We start from the raw sequence: 16,906 nt of genomic DNA on the forward strand, positions 1-16,906 counted from the left end.
CCTTAGGTGATCAGACCAGTCAGTCATTTTACTGCAATAGTAAGCAGGGATGATGCGCCTGTCCTGGAAAGGTGTCAGGTTTGTTATGGCCGCCACAATTCCTTAATCAATGAAGGTTTATACTGTGTTGTGTGAGCCTGATAACAGAGTGTTCTGTAATGATGTGTCAATTCAGTAAAAAAATTCACTTTTAGGAACATCAGTCAGTTTTAGTGTTCTATAGTTATCGCGAATTCGCGCTTCATGGGCTGGAACCAAATTTGGAAACGGCGAAGCGTGCTTAAAAATGTACAGGAGTTAAACAGCATGAAGATCTTCCAGCGCTATAATCCGCTACAAATAGCGAAATATGTAAAAACGCTGTTCAAAGGAAGGTTGTATATCAAGGACGTGGGCGCGTTCGAGTTCGATAAAGGGAAAGTATTAATCCCTCGCGTCAAAGACAAACAGCACCTGAGCGTGATGTCAGAAATTAACCGCCAGGTCGTTCGTCTCAAACTTGAGTTCAACTAATAACAAGGGCGCCGATGGCGCCCTTAGTGTATGACCTATCAGGCTATTCCCTTTGCCTGTCCGAACACGGACGGTGCCCACAATCTCCAACTGCTACGTAAACGTTCCGGTTGTTCCGCGCGCTCTGTATCCAGGACTGCCTGGGACAATAATAGCCGCCGGGACACGCTCTGAGTCATTTACTCTTCTTCGGTTTTGGTCAGGTTCAGCACGGGTGGTCGTTCATCAATGCGGGTGACCAGCAGCTGATCGATACGGTAGCTATCGATATCTACCACTTCGAACTTATAGCCAGCAAACTTCACAAAATCGGTACGCTTTGGAATCTTACGCAGCATATACATCATAAAGCCGCCGATGGTTTCGTAGTTGCCTGACTGCGGGAAATCATCGATGTCCAGCACGCGCATCACGTCATCAATCGGTGTGCCGCCTTCAACCAGCCATGAATTCTCATCGCGCGCCACGATCTGCTCTTCCATGCCCTGACCGACCAGATCGCCCATCAGTGTGGTCATGACGTCATTCAGCGTAATGATGCCCACGACCAGCGCATATTCGTTCATGATCACCGCGAAATCTTCACCAGCGGTTTTAAAACTTTCCAGCGCTTCTGAGAGCGTCAGCGTGTCCGGCACGATTAGCGCAGAGCGAATCTGCAGGCCGCTGTTCAGCGCCATGCTCTGATTGCCGAGTACGCGCAGCAGCAGCTCTTTTGAGTCGACATAGCCAACGATATGATCGATGTCGCCGCTGCAGACCAGAAACTTCGAATGAGGATGCTGGGCGATTTTGGTCTTGAGGCTGGTCTCATCTTCGTGCAGATCAAACCAGACAATATTCTCGCGTGAGGTCATTGAAGAGGGAACGGTACGTGACTCCAGCTCAAACACGTTTTCAATCAGCTCATGCTCCTGCTTGCGCAGAACGCCCGCCAGCGCACCGGCTTCCACCACCGCGTAGATATCGTCGGAGGTGATGTCATCTTTACGCACCATCGGCAGCTTGAAAATACGGAAGAAGACGTTGGCCAGGCCATTAAACAGAAATACCAGCGGACGCATCACTAACAGGCAGAAACGCATCGGATTGATGATGCGCAGCGCGATGGTTTCCGGTGCGACCATGCCAACCCGCTTTGGTGTTAAGTCGGCAAACAGGATAAACAGGCTGGTCACGATGGTGAATGAACAGATAAAGCTGAGCTGTTCCGCCAGTTCCGGCGAAACAAAGCGGTTAAACAGGCCGCTGAAAACCGGTGAAAATGCCGCGTCGCCGACAATACCGCCCAGGATGGCGACAGCGTTAAGGCCAATCTGCACCACGGTGAAGAACATGCCCGGCGTTTCCTGCATTTTCAGCACACGCTGGGCATTGACGTTGCCTTCGTCGGCCAGAAGTTTCAGTTTGATCTTACGGGCGGCCGCCAGCGAGATCTCCGACAGGGAGAAAAAGGCACTGATTACAATCAGCAATAAAATGACAAGCAAGCTATCTAACATATGAGATCCAAAGGGTTATCCACTTGTCATTTTTGGCCTGGGCAGCGTGGGTAAGCGCAAACAGAGTTGGTTTATCCGTGAAACAGAGCTATCCGTGCCAAAAATGTCTGCGCCAGTTCGACAACGTACATGTCGGGGCAGAAATGAAAACAGGCGGAATGCCTGTGGTGGCAGATTATAGCAGGAGCGCTCATCGGGCCGCCAGAGGGCAATCTGCCGCTTCCCTCAGGATTAGCAGGCAGAACGGTACGTTATCGACTCAGATTTATCTGAGTGAATCATTTTGGACCGCTCATTCCCGCCTGCAGGAGTTGTATCAATCCCCCCATTTACCGACAATAGCCGCGTTATTTGAGTTAGAAGTCGATTTTGCGCCGCCGTTTGCCATAAAGTGCGGCTATGATGAGGATGTTGCCGTTGCGGTAGTGCGGGCAAAGATGATTAATAAGTGCCCCGCGGAAAAGGGGCCGGCATGATTAACAGGAGTACAGGTGCCACGATTTTATGTTTATTGCATAGCTGGCCTGCTGCTTGCCGCGCCCGCCCTTGAGGCGGCGACCGTGCGATTACAGGTAGATGGCTTAACCGGGGATCTGCAAAAGAATGTCAGAGCGCGCCTTTCCACCATCGGCAGCGACGAGGTCTCGAATGATGGCCGTTTTCGTGCACGTGTCTCTGTTGCAATAAAAGAGGGGCTGCGCGCCCTTGGTTATTACGAGCCGACCATCGATTTCGAATCCCGCCCCGCGCCTGCGAAGGGAGGACGGCCGGTATTAGTCGCACATGTGACGCCGGGCGAGGCTGTCAAAATTGGCGGCAGCACCATTGTGGTGGAAGGTGATGCGCGCAATGATCCTGATTACAAAGCCTGGGTGAAGCAGGGACGGCCCAAAGTGGGCACGCAGCTTAACCACGGGCAGTATGACAAATTTAAAAGCGGCTTCTCTAATCTTGCGCTGCGTAACGGCTACTTCGACGGCACCTTTAAAAAAAGCCAGCTCGGCGTCTCGGTTGAGCGCCATGAAGCGTTCTGGGATATCGACTACGACAGCGGCGAGCGCTATCGCTTTGGTGACGTCACTTTTCAGGGATCGCAGATTCGTGAAGAGTATCTGCAAAATCTGGTGCCCTTTAAAGAAGGGGATTACTACAGCTCACGCGATCTGGCCGAACTGAATCGCCGCCTCTCCGCCACCGGCTGGTTTAATTCGGTGGTGGTCGCGCCGGAATTCAGCAAGGGACGACAGACTAAAGTGCTGCCGCTGAGTGCCGTGATGTCACCCCGCACCGAAAACACCATTGAAACCGGCGTCGGCTACTCAACTGACGTCGGTCCGCGGCTGAAAGGAACGTGGAAAAAACCGTGGATCAACGACAGCGGCCACAGCCTGACAGCCAGCGCCTACGTGTCTGCGCCGGAACAGCAGGTCGACCTCAGCTATAAAGTCCCGTTACTGAAGAGCCCACTGGAGCAGTACTACACCTTCTCCGGAGGCCTCAAGCGTACCGACCTTAACGACACCAAAGCCGACACCACCACGCTTGCGATGTCGCGCAACTGGGACAGCAGCAGCGGCTGGCAGAAGGCGGTCAACCTGCGCTGGAGCCTGGATCACTTTACGCAGGGCAGTGTGACCAATACCACCATGCTGCTCTATCCCGGCGTCAGCGTAAACCGCACCCGCTCGCGCGGCGGTCTGATGCCGACCTGGGGCGACTCACAGCGCTACTCCGTCGACGTTTCCGATACGACATGGGGCTCCGACGTCGACTTCCTGATTCTGCAGGCGCAAAACGTCTGGATTCGCACTCTCGGTGACAGTCATCGCTTTGTGGCGCGCGGCAATCTTGGCTGGATTGAAACCAACGACTTCGACAAGGTGCCACCGGATCTGCGCTTCTTCGCCGGTGGTGACCGCAGTATTCGCGGTTACAAATACAAAAATATTTCACCGCGTGACGACGACGGCAAACTCACCGGGGCATCAAAACTCGCCACCGGATCGCTGGAATATCAGTATAACGTCACCGGTAAATGGTGGGGCGCGGTGTTTGTCGACTCAGGCGAAGCGGTTAACGACATTAAACAGAGCAATATCAAAACCGGTGCAGGTGTCGGTGTGCGCTGGTCTTCACCGGTTGGCCCCATCAAATTTGATATTGCCAGACCTATCGGGGATGACGAGGAGCATGGATTGCAATTTTACGTAGGACTGGGGCCTGAACTATGAAGCTGTGGAAAAAGGTCCTGATCGGTATTCTGATCTTTCTGGTTGTGCTGTTGGGTGGCGTGGCATTTTTAATCGGGACCACGCCGGGACTGCATTTAGTGCTCAAGGGTGCATCGCGCTGGGTGCCTGGCCTGTCGATCAAACAGGTCGATGGCGGCTGGCGTAACCTGACCCTTAACGGTCTGCGCTTTGAGATGCCCGGCGTCAGTGTTGATGCCGGGCAGATTCACCTGGCGGTGGATCTCAACTGCCTGCTGCACTCCTCCGTGTGCGTCAACGATGTCTCCCTGCGCGATATCAGCGTGGTCGTCGACAGCAAGAAAATGGCACCTGCCGCCGCCGCACCGGAAGAGGAGAGTAGCAACACTAACCTCAGCACACCATACCCCATCACGCTGCGTCATCTTGGCCTGCACAACATCAATGTGAAGGTTGATGACACCGCGATCTCGCTGCTTGATTTCACCACGGGCCTGCAGTGGCAGGATCGCGCGCTGACGCTGAATCCGACCCATATCCAAAGCCTGCTGATTGCGCTGCCAAAAGCGGCAAAAGTGGTGAAGGAAGAGGTGGTCGATCCGAAGGTTCAGCAGCCGCATCCCGCTGAGAAACCGCTGGGCGAAACGCTGCAGGCGATGTTTGCGCAACCGCTGCTACCGGCATTGCCTGATTTCCGTCTGCCGCTGGATATTGACGTACAGCAGATTCTGGGCGAGCAGCTGCGCGTGACCGGCGACACCGATATCGCTGTCAGCCGGTTGTTGCTAAAAACCAAAACCGCCGATCGGCAGATGCAGTTAACGACGCTGGAAGTGGACTCGAATCTGGGCAATCTGAAGGGGAGTGGGCAGGCGACGCTGGCGGATAACTGGCCGGTCGATTTCTCCCTGAATGGCACGGTCAATACCGATCCGATTAAAGGCGAAAAGCTGGCGCTGAAACTTAACGGCGCGATGCGCGACACGCTGAAGCTGGGCCTGAATCTCTCAGGTCCGGTCAATGCGCAGCTGGATGCGACGACCCAACTGGCTGTCGCGGGACTGCCGCTGTCACTTCAGCTGACCAGTCCGCAACTGCGCTGGCCGCTAACCGGACCGATACAGTATCAGGCCGATAACCTGGACTATCAGTTCAAAGGCAAAGCCACCGACTATGTGATGTCACTGCAGACCGCCGTGAAGGGCGAATCTGTGCCACCGGCCAATGTCTCGCTGACGGGTAAAGGTAACGTTGAGCAGTTCAGCCTCGATCGCCTGCGCGTAACTGCGTTGCAGGGCAATATCGATCTCACCGCGCTGGTGGACTGGAGTAAGGCAATCAGCTGGCGTAGTGAGCTGACGCTGGCAGGGATCAATACTGCGAAACAGTATCCCGACTGGCCCGCGCGGCTGGATGGCAAAATCACCACGCGCGGCAGTCTGTATGGCGGCACCTGGCAGCTGAGCGTGCCGCAGCTTCAGCTAAAAGGTAACGTGAAAAAGAATGCCGTAACCGCTGACGGCTCACTGACCGGTAACAGCTACAACCAGTGGACGGTGCCGGGTATTAAGCTGGCGCTGGGACGCAACCATCTGGATGTAAAAGGGGCGCTGGGCGACAGTCTGGATCTTGATGCCAGTATCGATGCGCCACAGCTCGACAATGCGCTGCCGGGTCTGGGCGGCGTGGTCAACGGCACGATTAAAGCGCGTGGCACTCTGAAGGCACCGCAGCTGCTGGCCGATCTCAATGCCCGTGGTCTGCGCTGGCAGCAGATGCAGATTAATCGCGTCACCCTGAATGGCGATGTCCGCTCCGGCGAACAGGTGGCCGGTAAACTGCAACTTCGCGTTGAGCAACTGAAGCAGGATGCGCTGAACATCGGCCTGCTGACGCTGAATGCAGAGGGGAATGAGCGTCAGCATCAGCTGAAGCTGACTGTGCAGGGCAAACCGGTCTCGGGTCAGCTGGCGCTCAACGGCAGCTTTGATCGCCAGACCGAGCGCTGGAAAGGCTCGCTAAACGATACCCGCTTTGACACGCCCGTGGGCGAGTGGCGTCTGACCCGCGCCATGGCCATCGACTATCTGAACAGCCGTCAGACGGCGACCATCGGGCCGCATTGCTGGCAGAACCCCAATGCACAAATTTGTGTACCGGAGCCGATTGAAGCGGGCCCGGCAGGTAAGGCGCATGTGGTGCTGAACCGTTTTGACCTTGCGATGGTCAAGCCATTTATGCCGGAGGCAACCCAGCTCAGCGGCCTGTTCAGTGGTGATGTACGCGTTAACTGGACGGCGGATGGCAGCCTGCCAACCGGTACTGTGGCGCTGAAGGGTAACGGCGTAAAAGTGGTGCAGGATGTTCAGGGCAACAGCCTGCCGATCGCCTTTGACACGCTTAACCTGAATGCCGCACTGCGAAACGGTCGCGCACAGCTCGACTGGCTGATCCGCATTGCCAAAAACGGGCAGCTGGATGGCAACGTGCAGATCGACGATCCGCAAAATCGCCGCACGCTGGGCGGTAACGTGAACATCCGCAATATCTCGCTGGCGATGATCAATCCTGCGCTGATGCAGGGCGAGAATATCAAAGGCAGCCTGAACAGCAGCCTTCGCCTGGGGGGAAGTGTGCAGCAGCCGCAGGTGTTTGGGCAGTTGGGTCTGACGGGTGTGGATGTGGATGGCAACTTTATGCCGGTCGATCTGACCGCCGCCAACCTGAATCTGGTGTTCAACGGTATGAGCTCGACCCTGAACGGACTGGTCCAGACTGCACAGGGCAACATCAATCTCAGCGGTAACGCCGACTGGAGCCAGCTCGATAACTGGCGTGCGCGCATTGCGGCGCAGGGCAGTCGGGTTCGCGTCACCGTGCCGCCGATGGTGCGCATGGATGTCTCGCCGGATCTGGTATTTGAAGCGACGCCAGCCGCCTTTAACCTTGATGGCAGCGTCGATATTCCGTGGGCGCGCATTACGGTGCAGGAAGTGCCGGAAAGCGCGACGGGCGTCTCGTCAGATGAGGTGATGCTGGATAAACAGCTGAAGCCGATTACACCGCAAACCGCTGCGATTCCGATTAACAGTAACCTGGTGATCCACGTCGGCAACGATGTGCGTCTGTCCGCATTTGGTCTGAAAGCGAAGCTGAATGGCGATCTGAAAATGGTGCAGGATAAGTCAGGACTGGGCTTAAACGGCCAGATCAACATTCCATCCGGTCGCTTCCACGCCTATGGTCAGGATCTGATTGTGCGTAAAGGTGAGCTGCAGTTTGCCGGGCCGCCTGATCAGCCTTACGTTAACCTGGAAGCCATTCGTAACCCGGATGCGACGGAAGATGGCGTCACTGCCGGTCTGCGCGTGACCGGCCTTGCCGATGAACCTAAAGCGGAAGTCTTCTCCGATCCGGCGATGTCGCAACAGGAAGCGCTTTCCTACCTGCTGCGTGGTCAGGGATTAGGCAGCGACGGCGACAGTAACGCTCTAACGTCGGCACTTGTTGGCTTAGGGGTTGCACAAAGTGGTCAGGTTGTGGGTAAAATCGGAGAGACCTTCGGTGTCAGCAATCTCGCCGTTGATACTGCCGGTGTTGGCGATAGCCAGCAGGTGCAGGTCAGCGGCTACGTGCTACCGGGTCTGCAGGTAAAATACGGTGTTGGCATATTTGATTCACTGGCGACGTTAACCTTGCGTTACCGCCTGATGCCTAAGCTCTATCTGGAAGCCGTGTCCGGTGTGGATCAGGCTCTCGATTTGCTCTATCAGTTTGAGTTTTAGCAATGCGAATAATTGTCTACGGCAGTTTACGGCGCAAACAGGGAAACAGTCACTGGATGACCAATGCGCAGTGGCTGGGTGATCACCAGATTGAAGGCTTTGAGCTGTATAGTCTGGGCCATTATCCCGGCGTTATAGAGGGCAATGGAGCGGTACATTGTGAGGTGTACCGCATTGATGCCTCAACCCTGGCGGAGCTGGATGCGCTTCGCACCAAAGGGGGAGAGTACAAACGATTTCTGACTCAGACGCCGTTTGGCAGTGCATGGCTTTATGTTTATCAACGCTCAGTGGCAGGACGCCAGCGCATTATGAGTGGTGACTGGCTAAAGCGTGATGAGGAGCCAGAGGCCTGAACAAAAACACCGTCCATTTGGACGGTGTTTTTTTTCGACTTACAAACCGGCAGCAGAATTACTTCTTCTGTGCGCGCTCATAAGAGGAGATGATTTCAGCTTTAGCGGCTTCGGCGTTATCCCAGCCATCCACTTTCACCCATTTGCCTTTTTCCAGATCTTTGTAGTGTTCAAAGAAGTGGGTGATCTGTGCACGCAGCAGTTCTGGCAGGTCGTTCACATCTTTGATGTGATCGTACTCTTTAGAAAGCTTGGTGTGCGGAACGGCAACCAGTTTGGCATCTTCACCAGACTCGTCGGTCATTTTCAGCACGCCAACCGGACGGCAGCGGATCACGGAGCCTGGGACCAGTGGATACGGGGTTGGAACCAGTACGTCAACCGGATCACCATCCAGAGAAAGGGTATGGTTGATGTAACCGTAGTTGCACGGATAGAACATGGCGGTAGACATGAAACGGTCTACAAACAGGGCACCAGACTCTTTATCAACTTCATATTTGATCGGATCAGCGTTCGCTGGGATCTCAATGACAACGTAGATATCTTCTGGCAGGTCTTTACCTGCTGGCACCTGGTTCAAACTCATCTGGTATTCCTTCAGTAGTCGTATGTTGAGTGTCGGCTATTATAGCCAACTGACTCTGAATGTATGCCCCCTTTTTGGCGTTTCGGAATGCGCCCAAACGCTACTTAGCTGCCACAAACAGTGAAACAATGCCTGCGGCAATCAGTGGCCCTACTGGCACGCCACGAAAGAACGCGACGCCTATCACCGTACCAATCAGCAGACCTCCGATTACAGAGGGTTGTACGCTCATAAAATTCACGCCACGACCGCCCAGCCAGGCGACAAAAATCCCCACCAGAATCGCCACAATCGACTTCCAGTTGGCAAAGGATTTGATTAAGGCGGAGGCGGGCAGTGAGCCGCTCGCCAGCGGCGCCATGACTGCCACGGTAAGAATAATGATGCCTAAGGTAATGCCCTGTTTTTCGACGTAGGGGAAGAACTGCGCCAGCGGGGTAATTTTAATCGCCAGCAGCACCAGAATCGAAATCGTGACCGCATTGTTGTGTACGAAATAACTCAGCACGGCGAGGCAAATCAGAATGATGGTCGAGGCGTAAGCAGCCATGGTTTCTCCCTGAAGGTTATGGAACGCACTGACTTCCGCCAGTGCAAAAGCCAGTTATCGATCAGCAGTCATCGGGATTCGCACAACTGCCTTTAGAAAGTGATTGCAACATCAGCGCCTGATTCCGCACCAGGCTCAGACTCTGCGCGCTCAGGGCGACACTACCCAGTGTTCCCTGAGAACTGAGCTGACTGCGACTCGCCTCCAGCCAGCTGTCGCGGTAGCTCAGCCAGGCACGCTGAGCGGCACGCAGTTTGTTCTTCGGTTCGCCGGAGAGCGTTTTCATCAGCTTGTTGTACTGCTTATTCATCGCCTGATCCCAGACCTTGCTTGCTGCCGCGTAGCACTGATTCATTGCAAGAGTCGTTGAGGCATTATTGAGGCAGCGATCAGGCGAAGCGTCTGACGGTATATCCTCTGCCAGCGCCGATGTGCTGAGGCAGATCAGCATCAGAAACAAACCTGGTTTCATTCTTTTCTCCGGATAACGGATGGGCGGCAATCAGCTTGATGGATGTTTCTGTGATGATCAAGTTGTTAACACTAATCAGCGTTAAAGTTTCGGACCGTTACTGCCGATAATTCCTCCGCTTTGAGGCCGCTTGAAATTCGCCTTTTCACATACACGGAAACTATCAGGATGAAACAGTTATCACTTCGCACGGGGTTGCTGGCTTTGCTGGCATTTATGACACTGCTGCTGTTGGCGGTGAGTTCTATGGGTATCGTGGCAATTAACAAAGGAAACCGCTCGCTGGATGTGGTTAACCGCATTCAGGGGATCGAGCTGAACAGTCTTTATAAGAGCAATTCAGATCTGATGCGTGCCCGCGCTAACGCGGCGCTGGCAGTGCGTAAAATTGAAATTGGTATGCTGGAAGAGGGCGCGGCAGTTACAAAACTCTCACAGGCGGATGTGGTGTCATCACAACTCAACCTGAAGCGCTTTGTGGACGCAGGAACGGTGACGGCGCACGGTAAGATGCTGGCGGATGCGGTTTCAGCCAGTTACAAAGCCTATCTCGATCAGGGCATCAAACCGATGATGGACGCGCTGGATAAGCAATATACCGACGAATATTACCAGCTGCTGGAAGGCAACCTGGCAACACTGGCGGCCAGTTACGATAAGGCGGTCACTGACTTCAGCCAGTTTGCTGACCAGGTCACGCAGGCTCAGCTGGTGCAGGCGGCCCAAAACGAAACCAAAATGAAAGTCCTGATCGGTGTGGCAGGGATATTAACGCTGTTGCTGCTGGTGCTTGCCTGGCAACTGCTGCGCCGGATGCTGCTGCAGCCGCTGAACCAGGCGATTGTCCATCTTGAGCAGATTGCGGCGGGCGACCTGTCGCAGGCGCTGCCACCGTCCAGCAACAATGAGCTGGGCCGGCTTAATCATGCACTGAGGGGGATGCAGGACTCATTGCGGACCTCAGTGAGTCAGGTGCGTGAAGCGAGTATGCAGATCGACATCGGCAGCCGTGAACTGGCGGCCGGTAACGTCAATCTGTCTCAGCGCACCGAAGAGTCCGCCGCCTCGCTGGAGCAGACGGCGGCCAGTATGGAGCAGCTTACAGCCACCGTGCGACTTAACGCCACAAATGCTCAGCAGGCGAACCAGCTGGCAAGCGCGGTCTCCGATACTGCCGATCGCGGCGCTGAGGTCGTCAGCTACGTGATGGAAAAAATGAATGAGATCACCGAAAGCGCCAATCGTATCGGCGACATTCTCAGCGTGATTGATGGCATCGCTTTCCAGACTAACATCCTGGCGCTCAATGCCGCCGTGGAAGCGGCGCGTGCAGGCGAGCAGGGCCGTGGCTTTGCGGTGGTGGCAAATGAAGTGCGCACGCTGGCACAGCGCAGTGCTAACGCAGCCAAAGAGATCCGCACGCTGATCAGTGACTCACAGTCTCGGGTGAAAGAGGGCAGTGAGATGGCGACGCGCGCCGGGGAAACCATGGATGAGATTTCTGGTGAGGTGATGCGCGTCACGGCACTGATGAAAGAGATCTCGATGGCCTCCGACGAGCAGAGCCGTGGCATTGAGCAGGTCAATCTGGCCGTCACGCAGATGGATGCCGCGGCTCAGCAGAACGCCGCGCTGGTAGAGCAGGCAACCGCTGCGACTCAGTCGCTGGAAGCACAATCCGACCAGCTTCAGTCAACGATGGCGCAGTTCAGATTGCAGACAGCGTAAAAAACAGATAGGGCGCGAAATCGCGCCCTTTCTATATGACTTTTTATACTACTTCCGGATTAACCCTGACGGCAATCCGGGAACTCAGCCAGGAAACGCTCAACGTCGTTCACCATCGCCTCATTACCGCAGTAGAACGGGCAACGCTGATGCAGCGTGACCGGTGGAATATCCAGAATACGTCTCTGACCGTCGGTCGCTTTACCGCCCGCCTGCTCGGCCAGGAACGCCATCGGGTTGCACTCATACAGCAAACGCAGCTTGCCCTGAGGATGGCTGGCGGTACTTGGATAGAGGTAGATACCGCCTTTCAGCAGATTACGGTGGAAATCCGCAACCAGCGAGCCGATGTAACGTGAGGTATAAGGACGATGCGTTGGCAGATCCTCTTCCTGACAGAACTTCAGATATTTCTTCACACCCTGCGGGAAACGAATGTAGTTACCTTCGTTGATCGAATAGGTGTATCCGGTTGGCGGATAGGTCATACGTTCGTGACTGAGGCAGAATACACCCAGTGACGGATCATAAGTAAACGCATGCACACCTGCGCCGGTGGTATAAACCATCATGGTGGATGAGCCGTAGACCACGTAACCGGCAGCAACCTGCTTGTTGCCTGGCTGCATGAAGTCCGCTTCAACCACTGGCGTGCCGGGTTCGCTAACGCGATGATAAATAGAGAAAATGGTGCCGACGGAAACGTTAACGTCGATGTTAGAAGAACCATCCAGTGGATCCATTAACACCACGTACTTACCGTTTTCCTCACCTTCAAAGATAACGAACTCGTCTTCTTCCTCAGAAGCGATACCGGCGACGATGCCACGTGCTTTCAGTGCTGCCTTCAGTTTTTCGTTGGCAAACAGATCAAGCTTCATCTGCTGTTCACCCTGAATATTCTCCACGCCGCTGGCACCGAGAATATCCACTAAACCGGCTTTGTTGATGTCGCGGTGGATAATTTTGGCACCCAGCTTGATAGCTGAAATCAGCGCCGTCAGTTCACCTGTGGCGTGCGGAAAGTCGTGCTGCTTCTCGACGATAAATTCGCCCAACGTTTTCATAACACATTCCCTGAATCTTCGATGGAGTGGCAGCACGCGTAACAGTCTGCCAACGGATGCGTACGCAGTTTAGCCGAATGAACTTCAAAAACCATAGTCCTAATCCGTTTCTTCCGTCTGCGAGCGGCGTTACACTGTGCGCCGAACTTTTGAGTAATGGATCATGTTATGCGCATTCACATCCTCGGGATTTGTGGCACTTTTATGGGCGGTCTGGCGATGCTGGCACGTTCACTTGGTCATCAGGTGACCGGTTCAGACGCCAACGTTTATCCGCCAATGAGTACCCTGCTCGAACAGCAAGGCATTGAATTAACGGAAGGTTATGACGCCAGCCAGCTGGATCCGATGCCTGACTTAGTCATCATCGGCAATGCGATGACGCGGGGTAATCCTTGCGTGGAAGCCGTACTGGAACGCAACATTCCCTACCTCTCTGGCCCACAGTGGCTGCACGATTTTGTGCTGCGCGATCGCTGGGTACTGGCAGTGGCCGGAACCCACGGTAAAACCACCACAGCAGGCATGGCAGCGTGGATTCTCGAGGCATGCGGCCTTGAACCCGGCTTCATTATTGGTGGTGTACCAGGAAACTTCGATGTCTCAGCAAAATTAGGAAAAAGTCCATTCTTCGTCATTGAAGCGGATGAGTATGACTGCGCGTTTTTCGACAAGCGTTCCAAGTTCGTCCATTACTGTCCGCGTACCCTGATCCTCAACAACCTTGAGTTTGATCATGCTGACATCTTTGATGATCTGCGGGCGATCCAGAAGCAGTTCCACCATCTGGTGCGGATCGTGCCGGGTCAGGGCAAGATCCTGTTGCCGGAACATGATCCTAACCTCAAACAGGTAATGGCGATGGGCTGCTGGAGTGAGCAGGAGAGCGTTGGCGAGCACGGGCGCTGGCAGGCGAAGAAGCTGACCAACGATGCCTCTCACTGGGAAATCTGGCTCGACGGCGAAAAAGTCGGGGAAGTGAACTGGGGCCTGGTTGGCGAACACAACATGCACAATGGCCTGATGGCGATTGCGGCCGCGCGGCATGTCGGTGTGAAGCCGGAAGATGCAGGCCAGGCGCTGAACACCTTTATCAATGCACGTCGCCGGCTGGAGCTGCGCGGTGAAGTGAACAGCATCAAAGTCTATGATGACTTCGCGCATCATCCGACCGCGATTCTGGCAACACTGGCTGCGCTGCGCAGTAAAGTGGGCGGCAGAGCACGTATCCTGGCGGTACTGGAGCCACGCTCCAACACGATGAAGATGGGCGTCAGCAAAAACGATCTGGCCCCGTCTCTGGCGCGGGCTGATGAGGTCTTCCTGTTCCAGCCACACCATATTCCGTGGCAGGTTTCAGACGTGGCAGAAGCGTGTATACCGCCTGCGCACTGGAGTGCGGATATCGATACCCTGGTCGAAATGGTGGTCAAAGCCGCTCAGCCAGGCGACACGATTCTGGTCATGAGCAACGGCGGGTTCGGCGGTATTCATCAGAAGCTGCTGGACAGGCTGGCCTGATATGACAGGCGCCCGACAGGGCGCTTATTTTGCAGGAAAATCCTGGTAAATCCTTTCATCTCTTGCCGTTACAAATCCGCTCAGACTTCCTGCCCTGGCCGTGCGCCGTCTGAGCACGTCTGCCATGGCATTACTTCGCTTCGGCCAGCTCGCGCAGATACTGGAAAATCTGACGTGCAGACTTCGGCGGCTTATTGCCCGCTTTCTCTTTCTGCGCGTTACGAATCATGCTGCGTAACTGCTGACGATCGGCTTCGGGATAGAGCGCAATCACATCGCCCATCGCCTCATCGCCCTGCTCAATCAGACGATCGCGCAACATTTCCAGTTTATGGAACAGTGCAACCTGCTGATTGTGGCGATTATTGAGCTTGTCCAGCGCAACACGAATCGGCTCCACATCTATACTGCGCAGCAGTTTACCGATCAGCTGCAGCTGACGGCGGCGACCCTCTTTCTTAATGCGCTGCGCCAGTTCAACTTCGTTACGCAGGCGTTCATCCAGCGGGATTTTATCCAGCGAGTTTTTACCCAGATCAACCAGTTCGGCACCCAGGCGCTTTAACTCTTCTGCATCGCGTTTAATTTCACTCTTACTGACCCAGATAATCTCTTCATCTTCTTCTTCGTCATTATCTGGCACATCGTCGAGCCACTCATCGGGCTGTTTGGTCATTTCCGGGCTCCCAAAAAAAAGAGGCTAATCGTACCAGTTTATCGGGTGACTGCGAAATTGTTCTCTGACTCTGATAGACTCAAATCATTCACACATAAGATTATGGGCAGGTCGATGAACGTATCTACTCAGGTTGCAGAACAGCGAAAAGTCCTGGAGCAGGCCATTGCGCAGGCACTTGAACTGGCTAAAGCAAGCACTGACAGCGCGGAAGTGGCAGTAAGTAAAACTACCGGCATCGGGGTCAGCACCCGCTATGGCGAAGTGGAAAACGTCGAATTCAACAGCGATGGTGCGCTGGGCATCACCGTCTATCATCAGAATCGTAAAGGCAGCGCCTCATCGACCGACCTCAGTCCGGACGCCATCAAACGCACCGTGCAGGCGGCGATTGATATTGCGCGCTACACGTCGCCCGATCCGTTTGCCGGCCCGGCTGACGCGGAGTTACTCGCGTATGATGCGCCGGACCTGGATCTCTACCATCCGTGGGAGATTGACGCCGACCGCGCCATTGAACTGGCGGCACAGGCGGAGCAGGCGTCGCTGCGTGCAGACAAGCGTATTACGAACACCGAAGGGGGCAGTTTCAATAGCCACGTCGGCATCAAAGTCTTTGGCAACAGCCACGGTATGTTGCAGAGCTATTGCTCAAGCCGCCACTCGCTCTCCAGCAGCGTCATTGCCGAGCAGGATGGCAATATGGAGCGTGATTACGCTTATACCATTGGCCGTGCGTTTGAGGATCTGAAAAGCCCGGAGTGGGTGGGTGCAGAGTGCGCACGCCGTACGCTCTCCCGTCTGGCTCCGCGTAAACTGCCGACCATGAAAGCCCCGGTGATTTTTGCTTCTGAAGTGGCGACCGGCTTGTTTGGTCATCTGGTGGGCGCGATCAGCGGTGGCAGCGTGTACCGTAAATCGACCTTCCTGCTGGATTCCATGGGGCAGCAGATCCTGCCGGAGTGGCTCACTATTAATGAGCAGCCGCATCTGCTGAAAGGGCTCGCCTCCACGCCATTCGACAGCGAAGGGGTGCGGACTCAGGCGCGCGACATCATCAAAGATGGTGTGCTGCAGACCTGGCTGTTGACCAGCTATTCAGCCCGTAAACTGGGCCTGACCAGCACCGGTCATGCTGGTGGCATCCATAACTGGCGCATTGCGGGCCAGGGCCACAGCTTTGACGAACTGTTGAAGCAGATGGGCACCGGATTAGTGGTGACTGAACTGATGGGCCAGGGCGTCAGCGCCATTACTGGGGACTACTCACGCGGTGCAGCCGGTTTCTGGGTCGAGAATGGCGTTATTCAGTACCCGGTCAGCGAAGTCACTATCGCCGGAAATCTCAAAGAGATGTGGCGCAACATGGTGACCATTGGTGACGATATTGAAACCCGCAGTAATATCCAGTGCGGTTCAGTGTTACTGCCTGAGATGAAAATAGCGGGACAATAAGATGGATTCCTGAAGCAGCCTGTTGGCTGCTTTTTTTTCATCACAATAAAAAGGAAGTAATGATGCGTAAGCATGTGATTGCAATGTTGTCGGCTTCTCTGTTGTTCTCCAGCGTCAGCCTCTATGCGGCGGATCTGGAAAAGGATATGGACACGCTGAATGCGAACCTGAAAATCGTCAAGAAAAGTGAAAATGCTCAGGAGATGCAGCAGGCGTTAACCAAAATGCGTGCCGCGGCGCAGGATGCCAAAAAATCAACGCCGGATAAGCTGGAAGGTCAGCCTGCTGACAGCGCGCAGGTCAAAGATTATCAGGCGGGCCTCGATTCGCTGATTGCGCAGATCGACGTGGTCAGTGCACTGGCGAAAGCCAACAACGTGGATGGCGCTAAGCGCGAAGCTGCTAAATTTGATGACATCCGCAATACCAACCATAAGAAATTCCGTTAATCAGATCGCCGGTCACCCTGACCGGCGATTTTT

14 protein-coding genes are annotated in these 16,906 nt (G+C 54.7%); 8 read left to right on the forward strand and 6 right to left on the reverse strand.

The genetic code is table 11. The features are described 5' to 3' along the window. The first annotated feature begins 306 nt into the window (after positions 1-306). Positions 307-513, forward strand: coding sequence for a DUF1107 domain-containing protein (locus tag LQK91_RS19775; protein ID WP_003855513.1), 207 nt, complete (start codon positions 307-309; stop codon positions 511-513). Between the two features lie 179 nt (positions 514-692). Here the strand turns inward: LQK91_RS19775 and LQK91_RS19780 are convergent, their stop codons facing one another. Continuing rightward, positions 693-2,015, reverse strand: a complete 1,323-nt coding sequence (locus LQK91_RS19780; protein WP_008925787.1) for a hemolysin family protein — start codon at positions 2,013-2,015, stop codon at positions 693-695. A 491-nt stretch (positions 2,016-2,506) separates the two neighbouring features. On the opposite strand from LQK91_RS19780, the gene tamA reads away from it, so the two are divergent. From tamA to LQK91_RS19795, 3 genes are read left to right on the forward strand one after another with little or no spacing between them, the layout of a single operon-like run. After that, a complete protein-coding gene (tamA, locus tag LQK91_RS19785; protein WP_008925786.1) occupies positions 2,507-4,246 on the forward strand; it encodes an autotransporter assembly complex protein TamA in 1,740 nt (579 codons plus the stop codon). Next, entirely contained in the window at positions 4,243-8,010 is a 3,768-nt protein-coding gene (tamB, locus tag LQK91_RS19790; RefSeq protein ID WP_105100031.1) for an autotransporter assembly complex protein TamB, read from the forward strand. The genes tamA and tamB overlap by 4 nt, the downstream gene beginning before the upstream one ends. Positions 8,011-8,012: 2 nt before the next feature. Next, complete coding sequence (locus LQK91_RS19795; protein WP_008925784.1) at positions 8,013-8,366, forward strand: gamma-glutamylcyclotransferase family protein; 354 nt, start codon at positions 8,013-8,015, stop codon at positions 8,364-8,366. Between the two features lie 58 nt (positions 8,367-8,424). Here the strand turns inward: LQK91_RS19795 and ppa are convergent, their stop codons facing one another. The 3 genes from ppa to LQK91_RS19810 all read right to left on the reverse strand — a co-directional run bounded on the left by ppa (position 8,425) and on the right by LQK91_RS19810 (position 9,977). Further along, on the reverse strand, positions 8,425-8,955 hold the full coding sequence (gene ppa, locus LQK91_RS19800; protein WP_003855519.1) for an inorganic diphosphatase: 531 nt from the start codon (positions 8,953-8,955) through the stop codon (positions 8,425-8,427). A 100-nt stretch (positions 8,956-9,055) separates the two neighbouring features. Continuing rightward, a complete protein-coding gene (locus LQK91_RS19805) occupies positions 9,056-9,505 on the reverse strand; it encodes a DUF441 domain-containing protein (RefSeq protein WP_003855520.1) in 450 nt (149 codons plus the stop codon). A gap of 61 nt (positions 9,506-9,566) precedes the next feature. After that, positions 9,567-9,977 (reverse strand): lysozyme inhibitor LprI family protein, encoded by a 411-nt coding sequence (locus LQK91_RS19810; protein ID WP_003855521.1) that lies wholly within the window; start codon positions 9,975-9,977, stop codon positions 9,567-9,569. A gap of 168 nt (positions 9,978-10,145) precedes the next feature. Here LQK91_RS19810 and LQK91_RS19815 point away from each other — a divergent pair, with 168 nt between their 5' ends. Beyond that, positions 10,146-11,705, forward strand: coding sequence for a methyl-accepting chemotaxis protein (locus LQK91_RS19815; protein ID WP_105100032.1), 1,560 nt, complete (start codon positions 10,146-10,148; stop codon positions 11,703-11,705). A gap of 59 nt (positions 11,706-11,764) precedes the next feature. Here the strand turns inward: LQK91_RS19815 and fbp are convergent, their stop codons facing one another. After that, positions 11,765-12,772 (reverse strand): class 1 fructose-bisphosphatase, encoded by a 1,008-nt coding sequence (gene fbp, locus LQK91_RS19820; protein ID WP_003855523.1) that lies wholly within the window; start codon positions 12,770-12,772, stop codon positions 11,765-11,767. Between the two features lie 168 nt (positions 12,773-12,940). Here fbp and mpl point away from each other — a divergent pair, with 168 nt between their 5' ends. Next, complete coding sequence (gene mpl, locus LQK91_RS19825; RefSeq protein ID WP_003855524.1) at positions 12,941-14,293, forward strand: UDP-N-acetylmuramate:L-alanyl-gamma-D-glutamyl-meso-diaminopimelate ligase; 1,353 nt, start codon at positions 12,941-12,943, stop codon at positions 14,291-14,293. A 130-nt stretch (positions 14,294-14,423) separates the two neighbouring features. Here mpl and yjgA read toward each other — a convergent pair whose 3' ends face one another. Beyond that, entirely contained in the window at positions 14,424-14,969 is a 546-nt protein-coding gene (gene yjgA, locus LQK91_RS19830) for a ribosome biogenesis factor YjgA (protein WP_003855525.1), read from the reverse strand. Positions 14,970-15,083: 114 nt separating this feature from the next. Between yjgA and pmbA the strand changes: the two genes are divergently transcribed. Together pmbA and cybC are read left to right on the forward strand one after the other, a co-directional pair. After that, a complete protein-coding gene (gene pmbA / locus LQK91_RS19835) occupies positions 15,084-16,424 on the forward strand; it encodes a metalloprotease PmbA (RefSeq protein WP_003855526.1) in 1,341 nt (446 codons plus the stop codon). Positions 16,425-16,486: 62 nt separating this feature from the next. Continuing rightward, entirely contained in the window at positions 16,487-16,873 is a 387-nt protein-coding gene (gene cybC, locus LQK91_RS19840; protein WP_105100033.1) for a cytochrome b562, read from the forward strand. The last annotated feature ends 33 nt before the right edge of the window (positions 16,874-16,906 follow it).

The organism is Pantoea sp. MHSD4 (assembly GCF_021043305.1).
GTDB classification, from domain to species: domain Bacteria; phylum Pseudomonadota; class Gammaproteobacteria; order Enterobacterales; family Enterobacteriaceae; genus Pantoea; species Pantoea eucalypti.